At 60.3% G+C, this 19,288-nt stretch carries 17 protein-coding genes; 9 read left to right on the top strand and 8 right to left on the bottom strand.

Annotated elements, in window-relative coordinates:
* The first annotated feature begins 46 nt into the window (after positions 1–46).
* The 8 genes from BLW11_RS06115 to BLW11_RS06080 all read left to right on the top strand — a co-directional run bounded on the left by BLW11_RS06115 (position 47) and on the right by BLW11_RS06080 (position 8,647).
* A complete protein-coding gene (locus BLW11_RS06115) occupies positions 47–841 on the top strand; it encodes a carbon-nitrogen hydrolase family protein (RefSeq protein WP_048361136.1) in 795 nt (264 codons plus the stop codon).
* A gap of 39 nt (positions 842–880) precedes the next feature.
* A complete protein-coding gene (pqqF, locus tag BLW11_RS06110) occupies positions 881–3,328 on the top strand; it encodes a pyrroloquinoline quinone biosynthesis protein PqqF (protein WP_048361137.1) in 2,448 nt (815 codons plus the stop codon).
* Positions 3,329–3,481: 153 nt separating this feature from the next.
* Entirely contained in the window at positions 3,482–3,556 is a 75-nt protein-coding gene (gene pqqA / locus BLW11_RS06105; protein ID WP_003444522.1) for a pyrroloquinoline quinone precursor peptide PqqA, read from the top strand.
* Between the two features lie 95 nt (positions 3,557–3,651).
* Entirely contained in the window at positions 3,652–4,563 is a 912-nt protein-coding gene (gene pqqB, locus BLW11_RS06100; RefSeq protein ID WP_048361138.1) for a pyrroloquinoline quinone biosynthesis protein PqqB, read from the top strand.
* 129 nt (positions 4,564–4,692) lie between these two features.
* Complete coding sequence (pqqC, locus tag BLW11_RS06095; protein ID WP_048361139.1) at positions 4,693–5,445, top strand: pyrroloquinoline-quinone synthase PqqC; 753 nt, start codon at positions 4,693–4,695, stop codon at positions 5,443–5,445.
* Positions 5,442–5,717 carry a pyrroloquinoline quinone biosynthesis peptide chaperone PqqD gene (gene pqqD / locus BLW11_RS06090; RefSeq protein WP_048361140.1) on the top strand — a complete coding sequence of 92 codons (276 nt, stop codon included), beginning with the start codon at positions 5,442–5,444 and terminating at the stop codon, positions 5,715–5,717. Before pqqC ends, pqqD begins: the two co-directional genes overlap by 4 nt.
* A complete protein-coding gene (pqqE, locus tag BLW11_RS06085; protein ID WP_074836720.1) occupies positions 5,689–6,855 on the top strand; it encodes a pyrroloquinoline quinone biosynthesis protein PqqE in 1,167 nt (388 codons plus the stop codon). The genes pqqD and pqqE overlap by 29 nt, the downstream gene beginning before the upstream one ends.
* Positions 6,821–8,647, top strand: a complete 1,827-nt coding sequence (locus BLW11_RS06080) for a S9 family peptidase (protein WP_048361142.1) — start codon at positions 6,821–6,823, stop codon at positions 8,645–8,647. Before pqqE ends, BLW11_RS06080 begins: the two co-directional genes overlap by 35 nt.
* Positions 8,648–8,662: 15 nt before the next feature.
* Here BLW11_RS06080 and BLW11_RS06075 read toward each other — a convergent pair whose 3' ends face one another.
* Positions 8,663–8,821 carry a YqaE/Pmp3 family membrane protein gene (locus tag BLW11_RS06075; protein WP_004419451.1) on the bottom strand — a complete coding sequence of 53 codons (159 nt, stop codon included), beginning with the start codon at positions 8,819–8,821 and terminating at the stop codon, positions 8,663–8,665.
* Positions 8,822–9,001: 180 nt separating this feature from the next.
* Positions 9,002–10,285, bottom strand: coding sequence for an aspartate aminotransferase family protein (locus BLW11_RS06070; RefSeq protein WP_048361143.1), 1,284 nt, complete (start codon positions 10,283–10,285; stop codon positions 9,002–9,004).
* Between the two features lie 229 nt (positions 10,286–10,514).
* Here BLW11_RS06070 and BLW11_RS06065 point away from each other — a divergent pair, with 229 nt between their 5' ends.
* Positions 10,515–11,414, top strand: a complete 900-nt coding sequence (locus BLW11_RS06065; protein ID WP_048361144.1) for a LysR family transcriptional regulator — start codon at positions 10,515–10,517, stop codon at positions 11,412–11,414.
* A 286-nt stretch (positions 11,415–11,700) separates the two neighbouring features.
* Here BLW11_RS06065 and BLW11_RS06060 read toward each other — a convergent pair whose 3' ends face one another.
* The 6 genes from BLW11_RS06060 to bioF all read right to left on the bottom strand — a co-directional run bounded on the left by BLW11_RS06060 (position 11,701) and on the right by bioF (position 19,166).
* Positions 11,701–13,479, bottom strand: coding sequence for an acyl-CoA dehydrogenase C-terminal domain-containing protein (locus tag BLW11_RS06060; protein ID WP_048361145.1), 1,779 nt, complete (start codon positions 13,477–13,479; stop codon positions 11,701–11,703).
* Positions 13,480–13,736: 257 nt separating this feature from the next.
* Complete coding sequence (locus BLW11_RS06055) at positions 13,737–15,542, bottom strand: phenylacyl-CoA dehydrogenase (protein WP_048361146.1); 1,806 nt, start codon at positions 15,540–15,542, stop codon at positions 13,737–13,739.
* Between the two features lie 245 nt (positions 15,543–15,787).
* Entirely contained in the window at positions 15,788–16,468 is a 681-nt protein-coding gene (bioD, locus tag BLW11_RS06050; RefSeq protein WP_048361147.1) for a dethiobiotin synthase, read from the bottom strand.
* Positions 16,465–17,277 (bottom strand): malonyl-ACP O-methyltransferase BioC, encoded by an 813-nt coding sequence (gene bioC, locus BLW11_RS06045; RefSeq protein ID WP_048361148.1) that lies wholly within the window; start codon positions 17,275–17,277, stop codon positions 16,465–16,467. The genes bioD and bioC overlap by 4 nt, the downstream gene beginning before the upstream one ends.
* A complete protein-coding gene (locus BLW11_RS06040; RefSeq protein WP_048361149.1) occupies positions 17,270–18,001 on the bottom strand; it encodes an alpha/beta fold hydrolase in 732 nt (243 codons plus the stop codon). Before BLW11_RS06040 ends, bioC begins: the two co-directional genes overlap by 8 nt.
* Positions 17,994–19,166, bottom strand: a complete 1,173-nt coding sequence (gene bioF / locus BLW11_RS06035; RefSeq protein ID WP_048361464.1) for an 8-amino-7-oxononanoate synthase — start codon at positions 19,164–19,166, stop codon at positions 17,994–17,996. Before bioF ends, BLW11_RS06040 begins: the two co-directional genes overlap by 8 nt.
* Between the last annotated feature and the right edge of the window lie 122 nt (positions 19,167–19,288).

Genomic DNA, 19,288 nt, shown 5'->3' with positions numbered 1-19,288 from the left:
CGCAGCCTGTGGCAGCGGCTACAGAGTTAATGACCAGGAGAACCCCATGCGCGTCGCCCTTTACCAATGCACGCCTCTGCCACTGGATGTCGCGGGCAATTTGCAGCGCTTGCATGACATTGCGCATCAAGCCAAAGACATCGACCTGCTGGTCCTGCCCGAAATGTTCCTCACGGGCTACAACATCGGCGCACCAGCCGTGGCCAGACTGGCGCAAACCCGCGACGGCGACGCCGCACAGCAGATTGCCGGGCTGGCCAAGGCCACGGGCATGGCGATTGTGTACGGCTACCCCGAGCGCGGCGCAGACGGGCAGATCTACAACAGCGTGCAATTGATCGACGCCCACGGCAAAAGCCTGTGCAACTACCGTAAAACCCATCTGTTCGGTGAACTCGACCACTCGATGTTCACCAAGGGCCCTGACGCATTCCCCGTCATCGAGCTCAATGGCTGGAAGCTCGGCCTGCTGATTTGCTACGACCTCGAATTCCCGGAAAACACCCGCCGCCTTGCCCTGGCCGGCGCCGAGCTGATTGTGGTGCCTACCGCCAACATGGCGCCTTACGACTTTATTGCCGACGTCACCGTGCGGTGTCGTGCCTTCGAAAACCAGTGCTATGTGGCCTACGCCAATTATTGCGGGCACGAAGGCAGCATCCATTACTGCGGTCAAAGCAGTATCGCTGCGCCCAACGGCCAGCAAGTCGCGCTGGCCCAACAGGACGAGATCCTGATTGTCGCCACACTGGATCATCAGCAACTGCTGGACGCCAAAAACGGTAATTTTTACCTGGCCGATCGCCGGCCCGAGCTTTACCGCGAGCTGAGCAAGCGCTAAATCCGCTAGCATGAGCGCTTCTCTGTTCCGGAAGTGCCCATGCCTGCGCTGAACCACCCTCATTCCCAACGGTTGACCTGCAAAAACGGTCTGACTCTCTCCGTGCGCCATGAGCCGCGCCTCAAGCATTGCGCGGCCGTTTTGCGGGTCGCCGCAGGCAGTCACGATGTGCCCGCAGCCTGGCCTGGGCTGGCGCATTTTTTGGAGCACTTGCTGTTTCTGGGTACCGCGCGCTTCCCAGCGTCCGATAACCTGATGGCCTATGTGCAGCGCCACGGCGGCCAGGTGAATGCCAAAACCAGTGAGCGGCATACCGAGTTCTTTTTTGAATTGCCTTGCGCCGCTTTCGAGGGCGGCCTTCAACGCTTGTGCGACATGCTCGCCCATCCACGCATGAATCTGGACGACCAACTGCGCGAGCGTGAAGTCATACACGCCGAATTTATCGCCTGGGCCCGTGAGGCTTCAGCGCAACGCGAAATGAAGCTGTTCCAGCCGCTGAACCCGGCCCACCCGTTGCGGGCATTCCATGCGGGCAACCGTTACAGCCTGCCCGTGCCCCGTGCGAGTTTTCAACAGGCCTTAAAAGATTTTTACCAAGGGTTTTATCAGACCGGGCAAATGACCTTGAGCCTGGCAGGCCCGCAGTCAGCCCCGGACCTGATAGCCCTGGCCGAGCGCTGCAGCGCAGAACTCCCCTGTGGTGCCACCGTACAACAGACCCGCGCACCCGTGCTGATGGCCAGCCCCGAGCGACACTATCAGCACTGCGACGGCCCGCACCTGAGCCTGATGTTCGCCCTTGAGCAACTGCCGCCCGAGTCTGAGCAGGCGCTGGACTTTCTGTGCCACTGGATCAATAGCGACAAAGCCGGCGGCCTGATTGCGCAGTTACGCCAGCTCCACGTGATCGACACCCTCAAAGCCACATCGATCTACCACTTCAATGGTCAGGCCCTGCTGCAGATTGAGTTCAGTGCCGCCACCGACATCGCCCGGCACGCCACACAGATCCAGAACACCCTCCATGACTGGCTGGCGTTTTTCAGCGCGCAACAGGATTGGCCTGCGCTTCGGGACGAGTACCGCTTGCTGCAACAGCGTCAGCAAGACGTCAGCACTGCACTGGAACTGGCCCGCCATTATGGTGAGCAACATGTACCCGGTCTGTCAGAACAAGGCATTACAGCCCTCAAGGCCGTGCTGGAACAGATGCCCCACGCGCCAATGCCAGCCGGGCAGCATGCCTGGCAACTGCCTGCGCCTAACCCGTTTCTGATGGCAGCAAAAGAACCGGTCAGTGCCGGCCTGATTCGCGGGCAAACCAGCGCGCATCGAGGCTTGCGCACGTTTGCCCAGGATCGCCTGCGCAGTCGCCGCGACCTGTCTGCCATGAGCTTCAGCACGGCAATTCCCGGCCACAGCGGCGAAGCCGCGATCTACCTGCGCTGGCGCCTGCTGGCAAAACCTGCCCCGGAGCTGTTGGCGTCGCTGGAAAACAACCTGCGCTCACTCGCTCTCGATGCTCGCCACGCCGGAGTCGAACTGTCGTTCAACGCACAGGGCAATAACTGGCTACTCAAAATGCACGGCTTGCACGAGCCAATGCCCGCCATTCTGGAACATGCAGTGCGCGCACTCGGCGCACCACCCACAGATCTGGCGGGCAGCCCCTCACCAGCCGCACCGTTGATACCCATCCGCCAACTGCTTAAACGCCTGCCCGAGCTGTGCCAGCCGTGCAGCGGGCCTGTTGCCGGCGATCTGCAGGACTGCTGGGCGCAAGCGCACTGGGACGGGCTGGCCGTCGGGCTGCCTGCTGCCACACAGGCCTTGATCACACCCGTACTGAACAAAGTCCCGGGCACCCCCGATGCCCAACAGGTGCAGCCGAACGAGTGCAACACCCAACGTCACTGGCACACCGAGCCCTGCGACTCCAGCGAGCACGCACTCCTTCTGTACTGCCCGGCCCCGCAAGCGACAATCGCCGACGAAGCGGCCTGGCGCCTACTCGGTCATATGGCGCAAACCCCGCTCTATCAACGTCTGCGGGTCGAGCTGCAACTGGGTTATGCGGTGTTCAGCGGCCTGCGCCAGATCAATGGCCAAACCGGCCTGCTGTTCGGCGTGCAATCGCCTCATGCCTCGACAGAAGAAATCTTCGATCACCTCCAAACTTTCCTTAAGAATTTGCCGAATCTTATCTCGGCACTGGATGAAACATCTTTCATCCAGGCCCGCACAGCCTTGGCCCAACAATTCTCTAGCGATGCCCTGGGCGTGCTCCAGGCCAGCGAACTACTCTGGCAGGCCAAACTCGCAGGCCACCCGTCGGATTACCTGACAGCCCTCTACACCGCACTTATGGCACTGGATCAAGGCACTACACTCAAGGCGGCTCAGCAGATTAACGAGCCTGAAAGTCGCTGGTTGTGCCTGGCCACTAGCCCGGCAACTGAAACGTTTTATCCAGGGAGAAGCTGATCGTTACCAACCATGTAATGAGCTTTCTTCAACATTGGGCGTTCAGGAACTTACAAATTTAGTAACATGACTGCCTGAGCTTTTGAACATCTCCCCCGGGAGCTGGACTAATCAAGAGACACCCACTCACCCACCCGCTGAAGGAGTCACCAAATGGCTTGGACTAAACCTGCTTACACCGACCTGCGTATTGGCTTTGAAGTCACCATGTACTTCGCCAGCCGTTGATCTGCCCGGCCTCTTGATTAAAGAGCCAAGCAGAGCAACCCAACGCCTCGGTTCGCCGGGGCGTTTTTATTTTCAGATTTGCAAGAGAACACGCCATGTTTGTCCAGATTCTAGGCTCCGCCGCTGGCGGCGGTTTCCCGCAGTGGAACTGCAACTGCGTCAACTGCGCGGGTTTTCGTGATGGTTCTTTAAACGCCAAGGCGCGTACCCAATCGTCGATTGCGATCTCCGACGACGGCGTGAACTGGGTGCTGTGCAACACCTCGCCCGACATTCGCGCACAACTCCAGGACTTCGCTCCGATGCAACCGGGCCGGGCCCTGCGCGATACCGGGATCAGCGCCATCATCCTGATGGACAGCCAGATCGACCACACCACCGGCCTGCTGAGCCTGCGCGAAGGCTGCCCGCACGAAGTCTGGTGCACCGACATGGTCCACGAAGACCTGAGCACCGGCTTCCCGCTGTTCACCATGCTCAAGCACTGGAATGGCGGCCTGAACTGGAACCGCATCGAGCTGGAGGGATCATTCACCATCCCGGCCTGCCCCAACCTGCGTTTCAGCCCGCTGCCATTGCGCAGTGCCGCGCCGCCGTATTCGCCGCACCGCTTTGACCCGCACCCGGGCGACAACATCGGCCTGATCGTCGAAGACCTGCGCACCGGTGGCAAACTGTTCTATGCCCCGGGCCTGGGCAAAGTTGACGCGCCGTTGCTGGAAATCATGGCTGGCAGCGACTGCCTGCTGGTGGACGGCACGATGTGGGACGACGACGAAATGCAGCGACGTGGCGTCGGCACCCGTACCGGCCGCGAGATGGGCCACCTGGCGCAAAACGGCCCCGGTGGCATGCTCGAAGTGCTTGAGCAATTGCCCGAGCAACGCAAAGTACTTATCCACATCAACAACACCAACCCGATCCTCGACGAAGACTCCGCCGAACGTGCCGAACTGGTTCGTCGGGGGGTTGAAGTGGCCTTTGATGGCATGAGCATCGAGTTGTAAACGCAAACCCTGTAGCCGCTGCCGCAGGCTGCGATAAGGGCCGAAGGCCCTTCAAGGCATCAGGACTGCTTCGCAGTCCATCGCAGCCTTCGCCAGCGGCTACAAAAGTACATATTCCGGAGGCATTCCATGACCCAAGCCCCACTCTCCACCGCCGATTTCGAAGCCGCGCTGCGGGCCAAAGGCGCGTATTACCACATCTACCACCCCTATCAGGTGGCGATGTACGAAGGCCGCGCGACCCGCGAGCAGATTCAGGGCTGGGTCGCCAACCGCTTCTACTATCAGGTCAACATCCCGCTCAAGGACGCCGCCATCCTGGCCAACTGCCCGGATCGCGAAGTACGCCGCGAGTGGATTCAACGCCTGCTCGACCATGACGGTGCTCCCGGAGAAGACGGCGGCATCGAAGCCTGGTTGCGCCTGGGTCAAGCGGTCGGTCTGGACCCGGACCAACTGCGCTCCCAGGAACTGGTCCTGCCCGGCGTACGCTTCGCGGTAGACGCATACGTCAACTTTGCCCGCCGCGCCAGCTGGGAAGAAGCCGCCAGCAGCTCGCTAACCGAGATGTTCGCGCCGCAAATCCACCAGTCACGCCTGGACAGCTGGCCGCAGCACTACCCGTGGATCGACCCGGCCGGCTACGAGTATTTCCGCACCCGTCTGGGCCAGGCCCGGCGCGACGTGGAACACGGGCTGGCGATCACCCTGCAGCACTACACCACTTGGGAAGGCCAGCAGCGCATGCTGGAAATTCTCCAGTTCAAACTCGACATTCTTTGGAGCATGCTCGATGCCATGACCATGGCCTACGAGCTGAACCGCCCGCCGTATCACAGCGTGACCACCGAACGGGTCTGGCATAAAGGAATCACCCTATGAGCTTCGATCGCAGCAAAATCCCGACCTGGCGCACCGGCTACCGCTTTCAGTACGAACCGGCACAAAAAGGCCACGTGCTGCTGTACCCCGAAGGCATGATCAAACTCAATGACAGCGCCGCCTTGATCGGTGGCCTGATCGACGGTCAACGCGACGTCGCAGCCATTATTGGCGAACTGGATCAACAGTTCCCCGGCGTACCCGAGCTCGGCGCAGACATCGAGCAATTTATGGAGGTCGCTCGTGCAGAGCACTGGATCGAACTTGCCTGACAGCCGTATCCCGCCCAAACCTGAAGTCGGCCTGCCGTTGTGGCTGCTGGCTGAACTGACCTACCGCTGCCCGCTGCAATGCCCCTATTGCTCCAACCCGCTGGATTTCGCCCAGCAAGGCAAAGAGTTGAGCACCGAGCAGTGGATCAAGGTATTTCGCGAAGCACGGGAGATGGGCGCAGCCCAGCTCGGGTTCTCCGGTGGCGAACCGCTGGTGCGACAGGACCTGGCCGAGCTGATCAGTGAGGCCCGCAAGCTGGGCTTCTATACCAACCTGATCACCTCGGGCATAGGCCTGACCGAGCAAAAAATCAGCGACTTCAAAAAGGCCGGGCTGGACCATATCCAGATCAGCTTCCAGGCCAGTGACGAGCAAGTGAACAACCTGCTGGCCGGCTCGAAAAAAGCCTTCGCGCAAAAGCTCGAAATGGCCCGCGCCGTCAAAGCCCACGGCTACCCGATGGTGCTGAACTTCGTCACCCACCGGCACAACATCGACAAGATCGACCGCATCATCGAGCTGTGCATTGCCCTTGAGGCCGACTTCGTCGAGCTCGCCACTTGCCAGTTCTACGGCTGGGCCCAGCTCAACCGCGTCGGGTTGCTCCCGACCAAAGAACAGCTGGTGCGCGCCGAGCGGGTAACCAATGAATACCGCGCCAAACTTGAAGCTGAAGGCCACCCCTGCAAGCTTATTTTCGTTACCCCGGACTATTACGAAGAGCGCCCCAAGGCCTGCATGAACGGCTGGGGCAGCATCTTTTTGACCGTAACGCCTGACGGCACCGCCCTGCCGTGTCATGGTGCACGGCAAATGCCGGTCGAGTTTCCCAACGTGCGCGACCACAGCATGCAACACATCTGGTACGACTCGTTCGGCTTCAATCGTTTTCGAGGTTATGACTGGATGCCCGAGCCTTGCCGCTCGTGCGACGAGAAAGAAAAGGACTTCGGCGGCTGTCGTTGCCAGGCCTTTATGCTCACCGGGGACGCCAGCAACGCGGACCCGGTGTGCAGCAAGTCGCCGCAACACGACCTGATTCTCAAGGCGCGCGAAGAAGCCGAGCACGCCACCCAGACCATCGAACAACTGGCCTTCCGAAATGAACGAAACTCACGTCTCATCGCAAAAGGTTGAACCCTTCAGTGCCGCACTCGCCGTAGCCGCCGGGGTCGATTTCGCTGAATTGCGGGTCGGCCCTCTCGGCCTGTTCTGGAATGAATACCGCCCCACTGACGCCGCCTGCCGCATCTGGCACCAGCGCAACGGGCAGGCCCACTGCCTGACGCCAGAGGGCTTCAGCGTGCGCAGCCGGGTATACGAGTACGGCGGTGGTGCGTTTTGCCTGAGCGATGATGGCGTCGTGTTCGTCAACGAAGCGGATCAACAACTGTATCGGCAAGCCCTGGATGGCACCGCCCCGCAGGCGCTGACCCAAGGCACTTGCCGCTACGGCGATGTGCAGTTTGTCGAAGGGCAAGTGCTGGCCGTCGAAGAAAACCTCGATCAGCATCGACTGGTCAGCATCCACACCGGCACCCTTGAGCGCCGGGTACTGGCCGAAGGTGCCGACTTCTACGCCGCGCCCACCCTGAGCCCTGACGGCCAGCGCCTGGCCTGGATCGAATGGAGCCGACCGCATCAGCCATGGACCTCTACCCGGCTGATGCTGGCCGAAGGCCAAAACGCCGGCCACTGGAATACCGCGCACTGCATTGCCGGCGACCTGGCTGAAGAATCGCTGCAACAACCGCGCTTCGACGAACACAACCGCCTGCATTGCCTGACCGACCGCGCGGGTTTTTGGCAGCCCTGGGCTGAGTCGGGCGAAGGCCTGGTGCCCGCCCCAGCCGCTGACGCCGATCACGCCCCGGCGCCCTGGCAATTGGGCGCCAGCACCTGGCTGCCGCTGGGCGAGCAAGCCTATCTGGCCAGCTGGACCGAAGCCGGTTTCGGGCATTTGGGTATACGCACGGCTGATGGCAACCTTGAGGATTTCACTGGCGACTACAGCCGTTTTCGCAGCCTGGCGCTGGATGAGGCGTTCATCTACTGCATTGCCGCATCGCCTGTATGCCCTTCAGCGGTGATCCGCATCCACCGCGCTGACCACCATGTCGATGTACTGGCTGGTGGCATTGCGCCGCTGCCGGCCGAGCAAATCAGCCGTCCGCAGACACTGTGCTATCCCTCGGCCAGCGGCCAGGCCCACGGTTTTTTCTACCCTTCGATGCACGGTGAGATCAAACCGCCGCTGGTGGTCTTTATCCACGGCGGCCCGACCTCCGCCTGTTACCCGATGCTCGACCCGCGCATTCAGTACTGGACCCAGCGCGGCTTCGCCGTGGCCGACCTCAACTACCGTGGCAGCAGCGGCTATGGCCGTGACTACCGTCAGGCTCTGCACCTGAAATGGGGCGAAGTGGATGTAGAAGACGCCTGCTCGGTCGTCAGCCATCTGGCCGAACAAGGGCTGATTGATGGCAATAACGCCTTTATTCGCGGCGGCAGCGCGGGCGGTTACACCACCTTGTGTGCGTTGGCGTTCAACAACGTCTTCCGTGCGGGGGCCAGCTTGTACGGGGTCAGCGACCCGATTGCCCTTGCCCGGGACACCCACAAGTTCGAAGGCGACTACCTGGACTGGCTGATTGGCGATCCCGTGCGCGACGCTGAACGCTACGCGGCCCGCACCCCATTGCTGCACGCCAGCCAGATCAGCGTTCCGGTGATTTTCTTCCAGGGAGAGCTGGACGCCGTGGTGGTCCCGCAACAGACCCGCGACATGCTCAAGGCACTGCAAGACAACGGCATCCCGGCCCAGGCGCATTACTACCCCGACGAACGCCATGGCTTTCGCAAAGCCGGCAACCAGGCCCATGCGCTGGAGCAGGAGTGGTTGTTTTATCGTGGAGTGATGCAGGTTTGAATCACCTGCGCACACTTACCGCTTGGCGATAATCCACACCGCGTGCACGATCCCGGGAATGTAACCGCACAAGGTCAGCAGAATATTCAGCCAAAATGCCCCGGCAAAGCCCACTTGCATAAACACGCCCAGTGGCGGGAGCAGGATGGCGAAGATGATTTTGATAAGGTCCATAAAGTCAGCTCCCAATTAATGGTGGGCTCAATCAAGCCCTGCCATTAATCGACTCCGGGCTCAGGCCAAAGGTTCAGTCGGTACTTATCCACAGGCAAAAAAAACGCCCCGTGCCGAAGGAATCAGGCACAGGGCGACGCGTTATACCGCGAGACGGTTCTTTAAATTCTGTGTCGCTCTTTAGACTGCAACCCCGCGACGGCACTGCAATTGCGCGGTGCGTACCCGGGCAAACGCCCGGGCCAGGCGCAGCAGCATTTCGTCGATGTTGCCTTTGCTCACGCACAACGCCGGGGTAAAGCGCAGGCAGTCGGGCTGCGGTGCGCTGATCAGCAAACCTTCGTACAGGGCGGCCTTGACCACTGCGTCCGCCGAGTCATCCGACAAGGTCAGGCCCCACAACAAACCCTGACCACGCAATTCACCCTGTGCATAACTATTGGCCAGCCGGCCCAGACCCTCGCGCAAGTGTTGGCCGGCGTCCCGAACCTGCTGCAAAAAACCTTTTTCCAATAGCGTTTCCAGCACCGCGCCACCGGCGGCGGTCATCAGCGCGTTGCCATGGTGGGTGCCACCCAGCTCACCGGGTTCCAGGCAGCACGCCTTGCCCCGGGCCAGCAGCGCGGCCAGCGGCACACCGCCGCCCAGGCCTTTGCCCAAGGTGATGATGTCGGCGCGAATGCCGTAATTTTGTTCTGCCAGCAACGTGCCGCAACGCCCCATACCGGTCTGGACTTCATCCAGAATCAGCAAGATCCCCAGCTCGCGGCACAACCGCTCAACACCCTTGAGGTAATGCTCGGTCGCCGGGATCACACCGGCATCGCTTTGCACCGGCTCCAGCATGATGGCCACGGTCTGTGCATCGACTGCCGCATGCAGCGCGGGCAAGTCGTTAAATGGCACATTGATGAAGCCCGGCAATTGCGGCTCGAAACGGTTATCCAGCGTACCGCTGCCCGAGGCCGACATGGCCCCGAAGCTGCGACCATGGCAGCTGCGGCTGGCGGTGATGATCCGGTGCGCACCACCGCGATGCAGCTGGCCCCATTTACGCGCCAATTTGATCGCACCTTCGTTGGCCTCGGCGCCGGTGTTGAGCAAATGCACTTGATCGCTGCCGGTGCTTTCACACAAACGCTGCGCCAAGTTCAACATGCCTCGGTTTAAAAAACCCACACCTGGATTCATTAGCGATTGCGCCTGCTCAGCCATCGCCTTGACCAGCACCGCCGGGCTGTGGCCCAGGCTGTTGGCTGCAGCGCCCTGGGTAAAATCCAGATACGCGCGGCTGTCGCTGTCCCACATCCACGACCCCTGCCCGCGCACAAACACTTGGGCTTCGCGCTCAACACAGGGCATCAGGTACTGACGGGACGGGTGGTTGCCAGACATCGACGGCGCTGAATGAGCAGCCATCTCTTCAAGGCTGGGGGAATGGCGACGCAGGTTAAACAGGTTCATGCACGCGGACCTTGTGACCATAAACAGATTCGATTTGCAACCGGCCACTGCCCATGGGAAGGGGTAAACCACTCAACGGGTCTATTGCCTTGCCTATGTAAAAACAGCCTGTAGAACCGCTGCAAATCTGCATCTCAGGCTCGATGAGCCTTGTGGAATGGGCGTAGACTAGGCGCCTGCGGCCCGTTGAGCCATTTCGTTTTTTAAGCATTTTCGATAAGTAATACTTATGGATTTCAAGCAACTGCGTTATTTCGTCGCGGTCTATGAAGAAGGCCATGTGGGCCGTGCTGCCGAGCGTCTTTCCATCTCGCAGCCAGCCCTGTCGCAGCAGATTCGCCAGCTCGAACACAACCTCGACGTCAGCCTGTTCGAGCGCAGCAGCAAACGCCTGCTGCCCACTCTCGCAGCGCACACGCTCTACAACCACGCATTGCCATTGCTCGATGGTTTGCAGCGGGCCAAAGAGGCCTTGCACAACTTTCAGGGCCAGGCCCTGCGCACGATTGCCATCGGCGTGTTGCAAACCGTGCACACCAGCCTCGTCCCGCAAATGCTGGAGCGTGTGCGCCAGGCCCAGCCCCATTTGGTGGTGCAGATTTACGAACTGACCGGTATCGAGATCGAGCGGCGCCTGCTCAATGGCTCACTCGATATTGGTATCAGCTACCTGCCGCCCCGCCAGCCAGGGCTGCACGGCATGATGCTGTACGAAGATGAGCTGCAACTGGTCATCCCGGCTGATCATCCGCTGCGTGAATTCAAGAAGGTTTCCCTGAGCCAAGCCGCAGAGCTGCCGATGTTGCTGCTGGGTGAAGAGTTTCAGGTGCGTCAGATCTGGCAAACCCAGCTTGCCAACCTGGGCCGCCGACCGCAGGTTCAGGCCGAGTTGAACACCATGGCCGGGATACTCGACAGCCTGCCCCACAGCAAACTGGCCACCGTATTGCCGGGGCGCTCGCGCCATCAACATGACGATAAAACATTGCTGTGGAAACCGCTGAGTGAGCCCAGAGTGCCATTGAAGGTCGGGCTGGTGTGTCGCGATGTGCAGCGTCAGCAGGCAACGCTGGGATTGTTGCGCACGCTGCTTGAGGATGTGATGCACCCACAGGATGCCGCGCTGTAAACCTGAATTGCGAGCAGGCTCGCTCCCACTAGAGGATGTGGGGAAAGCGCTTTAATAAAATTTCTGACGCACAAAAAAGAAAACCCCGCCGAGGCGGGGTTTTGCAGACTGTTTCCCTGACATCCTTTTCACTCCGCCATCCTGGCAGAATCCTACGTGTCCCTGTTGTTGCTTTGAGCTTCCTGCTCTACGTCCATTGAAAGTAGATTACCTCTGGATCCAATCTGACGATATGGGCGAATGGCAGCATGTAATGTAAGTAAATGCTTACAAAGCACTAAACAGTTTAAAAATGTGCTTCATCCAGCAGGTAAAGCGACTCGCTGCCCGCCTTGACCGAAGCGCTCAAGGAGTGGATACGAGGCAGCAAACGCGCGAAATAGAAGCGTGCCGTGCCCAGTTTGCTGGCATAGAACGCTTCAGCGGACTCTTTGCCCAATGCGGCCCTGGCCATCAGCGCCCACATGTACGCATACGTTGTGTAACCAAAAACCTGAAGGTACTCGACCGAGGCTGCGCCGATTTCGTTCGGATTATTTTGCGAACGGTCCAGCACCCAGGCCGTCAACTGGTCGAGTGTGTCCAAAGCCGCAGCCAAAGGCTGGGTGAACTCATTCAGATCCCCGTGTGCCGAGGCAATGAACTGACGAATCTCGTCTGCATACTGACGGTAGTAAGCCCCCTGGTTGCCGACGATCTTGCGCCCCACCAGATCCAGCGCCTGGATACCGTTGGTGCCCTCGTAGATCTGGGTAATGCGCACATCACGCACCAGTTGCTCCTGGCCCCATTCCCGGATGTAGCCATGGCCGCCGAATACTTGCTGGCCATGCACGGTGGTTTCTAGCCCCAGGTCGGTCAGGAACGCTTTGGCCACAGGGGTCAGCAAGGCGACCAGGCCATCGGCTCGCTCACGCGCCGCCGGGTCTTCGCTGAATTTGGCGATATCCAGCTGGTTGGCCACGTAGGTGGAAAAAGCACGGCCACCTTCGTTCGAAGCCTTCATGGTCAACAGCATGCGACGCACGTCCGCGTGCACGATGATCGGGTCCGCCACTTTGTCTTTGGCCTGAGCCCCGGTGGCTGCGCGCCCTTGCAGGCGGTCGCGGGCATATTCCACAGCGTTCTGGTACGAACGCTCTCCCGAAGCCAGGCCCTGGATGCCAACACCCAGACGCTCGTAGTTCATCATGGTGAACATCGCCGCCAGGCCACGGTTGGGTTCGCCCACCAGGTAGCCGACTGCTTCGTCGAAGTTCATCACGCAGGTGGCCGATGCCTGAATCCCCATTTTGTGTTCGATCGAGCCGCAGGTCACCGGGTTGCGATCACCCAGGCTGCCATCGGCGTGAACCATGAACTTGGGCACCAGGAACAGCGAGATACCTTTAGGCCCGGCCGGTGCATCCGGTAGTTTGGCCAGCACCAGATGGATGATGTTCTCTGTCAGGTCGTGCTCGCCGCCAGTAATGAAAATCTTGGTGCCACTGACTTTGTAGGAACCATCCCCTTGAGGCTCAGCCTTGGTGCGAATAATCCCCAGATCGGTGCCCGCATGCGGTTCGGTCAGGCACATGGAACCTGCCCACACACCCGAGTACATATTCGGCAGATAGGTGGCTTTCAATTCGTCGCTGGCGTGGGCGTTGATCGACACGCAGGCCCCGGCAGTCAGCATCGGGTACAGGCCAAAGGACAGGCTGGAAGAGTTGATCATTTCTTCGACCTGGGCCGACACCGCCTTGGGCATGCCCATGCCGCCGAACTCCGGATCACCGCCTACGCCAACCCAACCGCCTTCGGCATAGGTGCGATAAGCATCGACAAAACCGGCAGGGGTAGTCACCACGCCATTGTCCCAGTGGCAACCTTCTTCATCGCCACTACGGCTCAGCGGCGCGATGCTTTTAGCGGTGACCTTGCCCGCTTCTTCGAGAATGGCCTCAACCGTTTCAGCATCTACGGTCTCTGCCAACGCAGGCAATTGCGCCCAAAGTGTAGCGACCTCGAAAACCTCATTGAGGACGAAGCGCATATCGCGCAGGGGCGCTTTGTAGTCAGCCATGGCAAACCTCGTAATCTGGAAACGGCGATTAGTGTAGAGCTCAGTCTAGCTTAACGACAATTGCGATACATAGGGTCATGCTGTGACCACGCACCACAAATAAGTCATTAATGCATGACTAATGTTGGAACGAGCCTGCTCGCGAAAGCTTTCGCGAGCAGGCTCGCTCCCACTGGTTTTTTTTGGGGGAGCACTAAAAACCCAAAAAAAAACCGCGCCCCAAAGGGAGCGCGGCTTTTTAGATGACTCGCCGAGGCTTAGTAGCCCAGGTCGAAGTCTTCTTCTTTCATGTCCATCAGGTTGGCAGCGCCCGACAGCATGGTGGCAACGTGGGTACGGGTGCGCGGCAAGATGCGCTGGAAGTAGAAGCGCGCCGTTTGCAGCTTGGCTTTGTAGAACGCTTCTTCGGACGTGCCAGCAGCCAGTTTTTCAGCGGCCAGGCGGGCCATGTCAGCCCAGAAGTACGCCAGGCACGCATAACCGGAGTACATCAGGTAGTCGACCGAGGCCGCACCCACTTCTTCACGGTCTTTCATCGCCGCCATACCGACCTTCATGGTCAGCTCGCCCCATTCCTTGTTCAGTGCAGCCAATGGCACGACGAACTCGTTGAGCGTGTCGTTGCCTTCGTTGCTCTGGCAGAACTTGTGCACGATCTTGGTGAAACCCTTGAGGGCTTCGCCTTGGGTCATCAGCACTTTACGGCCCAGCAAGTCGAGTGCCTGGATACCGGTGGTGCCTTCGTACAGCATCGAAATGCGGCTGTCGCGAACGTTCTGCTCCATGCCCCACTCAGCGATAAAGCCATGACCACCGTAGATTTGAACGCCGTGGTTGGCGGACTCAAAACCGACTTCAGTCATGAAGGCTTTAGCGATCGGCGTCATGAAAGCCAGCAGTGCGTCGGCTTTCTTTTTCTCTTCTTCATCAACGCCGTATTTCACGATGTCGACTTGCTTGGCGGTGAAGTAAACCATCGCACGGTTGCCTTCGGCGAATGCCTTCATGGTCAACAGCATGCGGCGCACGTCCGGGTGAACGATGATCGGGTCAGCAGCCTTTTCAGGGGCTTTAGGGCCGGTCAACGAACGCATTTGCAGACGGTCACGGGCGTATTTCAGACCGCCCTGGAAGCCGATTTCGGCGTGGGAAAGGCCCTGCAGGGCGGTGCCAAGACGCGCGGTATTCATAAAGGTGAACATGCAGTTCAGGCCTTTGTTCGGCGGGCCAATCAGGAAACCTGTCGCGCCGTCGAAGTTCATCACGCAGGTCGCGTTACCGTGGATGCCCATTTTGTGCTCAAGCGAGCCACAGGACACGGCGTTGCGCTCACCGATGCTGCCATCGGCGTTAGCCTTGAACTTGGGCACGATGAACAGCGAAATGCCTTTGGTGCCAGCCGGTGCATCCGGCAGGCGGGCCAGTACGATATGGACGATGTTGTCGGCCATGTCGTGTTCACCGGCCGAGATGAAGATCTTGGTGCCGGAAATCTTGTACGAACCATCAGCCTGAGGCTCAGCCTTGGTGCGCAGCAGGCCCAGGTCAGTACCGCAATGGGATTCGGTCAGGCACATGGTGCCGGTCCATTCGCCGGTAACCAGCTTGCTCAGGTAAGTGGCTTGCTGCTCGGGGGTGCCGTGCTCGGAGATGGTGTTCATCGCACCATGGGACAGGCCCGGGTACATGCCCCACGACCAGTTGGCCGCGCCAACCATTTCGCTCACCGCCAGACCCAGAGACTCGGGCAGGCCCTGGCCACCGTGTTCTACGTCGTGAGCCAGGCTCGGCCAGCCGCCTTCAACGAATTGTTTGTAGGCTTCTTTAAAGCCGGTAGGGGTTTTAACGCCGGATTCACTCCAGGTGCAGCCTTCGATGTCACCCACGCGGTTCAGAGGTGCCAGCACCTGCTCACAAAACTTGGCGCCTTCTTCGAGAATGGCGTCAACCATATCTGGAGTAGCGTCCTGGCAAGCCGGCAGGCTCTGATAATGCGCTTCGTAACCGAGCAGTTCGTCACGAACGAAGCGAATATCACGCAAGGGGGCCTTGTAGTCAGGCATAGCGATAAACCTCTGCTGATGAATCCGGGGATGAACAACCGCGTGGATTTGTTATGGCGGTCAAACAGGTGTTTGAAACATACGTTTACGCCTATTTATTGTCAAGCAGCGCGATACCGCCGTTCGTCTTAGGTCGGATTTGTCAGTCAAAGGGAAAAGGAATGGTGGGAGCGAGCCTGCTCGCGATACAGGCGACGCGGGCAGGCCCGCCCCCACAATGGATCGAGTTTGGATTGGGGCGGCTATCAGTCCAGCAAATCGAGTTGCAGGTATTCAGCCACGGACTGTGCCGACGCCGATTTAAGTTTTGGCACACGCCCCAGGCAGGGCGCGGGCAGACGCTCGGCCAGGGTGGCGAGGTTCTCTTCCAGGCGTGAGGTTTTGGGGCCGATGATATTGGCCACCCAGCCAGCCAGTTGCAGGCCATCGCGGGCAATCGCTTCGGCGGTCAGTAACGCATGGCTGATACAGCCCAAACGCACGCCCACCACCAGAATCACCGGTAGATCCAGCGCCTGGGCCAAATCCGACAAGCTGTCTTGCCCGGACAGTGGCACACGCCATCCACCCGCGCCTTCAATCAGGGTGAAGTCTGCCTGCCTGGCCAATATCTGCTGCATGGGCCCCAGCAACGAACGAACCGTCAACACCACCCCGGCCTCGCGCGCAGCGATGTGCGGGGCGATAGCCGGTTCGAACGCTATCGGATTGACCTCGTCGTAACTGAGCTTGATCGAGCTTTCGGCCATCAGTGCCAACGCGTCTGCATTGCGCAGGCCCTGTGGCGTGATTTCGCATCCGGACGCAACGGGCTTGCCCGCCGCAGTGCTCAACCCAGCTGCACGGGCGGCATACAAAAGACCTGCCGCCACCGTGGTTTTACCCACATCGGTATCAGTACCGGTAATGAAGTACGCAGGGCTCATCGCGTTTTCTCCAGAATGCCGTAGACCACTTGATACGTTGCCGGTAGTCCGAGCGGTTGACGAAACTGTTCATAGGCGCCAATCAACCCCTGAAGCCGTGCCCTGCCGGTCAATCCTTCCGGGCGACCGGGGTTCAGGTTGTGAGCCCCCAGCGCTTTAAGCTCGTGGGTCAGTTGGCGAACTTGCGGGTAGTGCAGCACATGGGCCTGATTGTGCAGACTGGTGACCTGAAACTGGCTGTCGGCACACAGTTGCCGGTAGGTCTGGAACTCACGAAAACGATTGACGTGAACCTGACCATCCACTGCCCGCCAGCTGTCACGCAACTCGCTCAGGGTGCCCACGCACAAACTGGCAAATGCCAGTACACCGCCAGGCTTGAGCACGCGATGAGCCTCGCTCAGCACGGCCCTGAAGTCGGCACACCATTGCAGCGCCAGGCTGGAGAAAATGACGTCGCAGCTGTTCGATTGCAGCGGCAGGTTTTCGGCATCACCGGCTATAAAATGCTGCGCCCCCCCCAAAGGCCGGGCGTAAGCCAGCATGCCTTCGGCGATGTCCAGCGCCAGCCCCTGGCTGTGGCCAAAACGCTGGCCCAGCACGCGACTGAAATAGCCGGTGCCACTGCCCAGGTCCAGCCAGCGTTGCGGGGTCAGACCCACCGGCAAACGGGCGATCAGTTCGTGGCCAACGTCACGTTGCAACTCGGCAACGCTGTCATAACTGGACGCCGCGCGGGAAAACGAAACGGCGACTTGACGCTTGTCCGGCAAGCTGGCCGCAAGCATCGCAACACTTAAATCATTCATCACCCAACTCGTGTAAAAAAGCCTGGATCGCCGCCGCCAATTCGTGGGGGGCTTCCAGTAAAAATGCATGACAGGCCTGTTCAATCAGACCCACTTCGACATCGGGTAATAACGCCAGCACATCGGTCGCCGCCTGCACCGGCACCAGCGCATCCTGCCCGGCAAAAAGATGCAGTTGCGGCCCGCTGAATGCCTGCAACGCTGCACGGGTGTCCAGCTTGCCGAGCACTTCAAGGCCCGCGAGCAGCGTGTCTGGCTGGGCTTTTGGCGCCCCGCCCAGCAGCAGGCCGGCCAGCGCGCGAGGCTCAATCGAGCCTTGGCTGCACAGCAGGCAAAAACGCTTCAGGGTCGTGTTCGGTGCATCGCGAAAGCCGTTGAGGAACGGTTCGAACGTGGAAGCCGGCATGGCGCTGGGCCAGTCTTCGCGACTGACAAAGCTCGGGTTGCTGGCCAACGTCACCAGCCCGCAACAACGATCACCCCGACGTGCGGCCAACTCACTGGCGAGCATCCCGCCCAGCGACCAGCCACCCAGCCAGACGTTGTCGGGCAAGGTCGAATCGAGTTCATCGAGCCAGTCTTCAAGATCCGCCGACAACAGCACCGGCAGCGGTTCGATTTCGACCCGCAGGTGCTCGTCCAGCGCGCGCAATGCCTCAGCCAAAGGCTCCAGGGGGGAAACCCCCAGGCCCCAGCCCGGCAGCAATATCAAACGATCACGCATGGTCGAACTCCATCGTGCGCCAACAGTCGTCGAGTGCATTTAACAATAGCTGCACCTGCGCCTCCGTGTGGGCAGCCGACAAGGTCACACGCAAACGGGCACTGCCTGCGGGCACCGTTGGCGGACGGATCGCGGTCACCAGCAAGCCGCGCTCGCGCAACATCTGCGACAGGCGCACAGCCCGGCCACTGTCGCCAATCATGATCGGCTGGATCGGGGTGAAGCTGTCCATCAACTGCAAGCCGATCTGCTCGGCACCACGACGGAATTGACCCACCAGGGTATTCAGATGCTCACGTCGCCAATGCTCGGTGCGCAACAGTTCCAGGCTTTTCAAGGTCGCGCAGGCCAGGGCAGGCGGCTGGCTGGTGGTGTAAATGTAAGGCCGGGCGAACTGGATCAGGCTTTCGATCAGCTCTTCGCTCCCCGCCACGAAGGCACCGCTGGTGCCAAAGGCCTTGCCCAGCGTACCGACCAGCACCGGCACATCCTGCGCGCTCAACCCGAAGTGCTCGACAATGCCGCCACCCTTGGCGCCAAGCGGGCCAAAACCGTGGGCATCATCCACCATCAACCAGGCACCCTTGGCCCTGGCCTCACGGGCGAGCGCGGGCAGGTCGGCCAGGTCGCCGTCCATGCTGAACACGCCATCGGTGACCACCAGCGTATTGCCGCAGGCCTTCTCCAGGCGCTTGGCCAGACTGGTCGCGTCGTTATGCAGATAGCGATTGAACCGTGCCCCGCTCAGCAAACCGGCATCCAGCAGCGAGGCATGGTTCAGACGGTCTTCGAGCACCGTATCGCCCGGCCCCACCAGCGCCGTGACGGCGCCCAGGTTGGCCATGTAGCCGTTGCTGAACAGCAGCGCCCGCGGGCGGCCGGTGAACTCGGCCAGGGCTTCTTCCAGTGCGTGATGCGGGGTGCTGTGGCCAATGACCAGGTGCGACGCACCGCCGCCCACACCCCATCGCGAAGCACCGGCCTGCCAGGCTTCGATCACCAGCGGGTGATTGGCCAGGCCCAGATAGTCGTTGTTGCAAAAGGCGAGCAGCGGCTGCCCATCGACCACCACCTGCGGCCCTTGCGGGCTTTCAAGCAGCGGGCGCTGACGATACAGATTATCGGCACGGCGAACGGCCAGGCGGGCGCTTAAATCAAAAGACATGTTGACCATAATCCCTTGTAGCCGCTGCCGCAGGCTGCGATGGGCAGCGAAGCGGCCCCGGCTTCGGTAAAGCGAAGGTCTTGCGTACCGGTAGCCGCCTGCGGCAGCGGCTACCGGTCTGC

Source organism: Pseudomonas deceptionensis (assembly GCF_900106095.1).
In the GTDB taxonomy this organism is placed as follows: Bacteria; Pseudomonadota; Gammaproteobacteria; order Pseudomonadales; family Pseudomonadaceae; genus Aquipseudomonas; species Aquipseudomonas deceptionensis.
The sequence above is the reverse complement of the archived record's forward strand: the minus strand, read 5'-3'. Positions and strand labels throughout refer to the sequence as shown.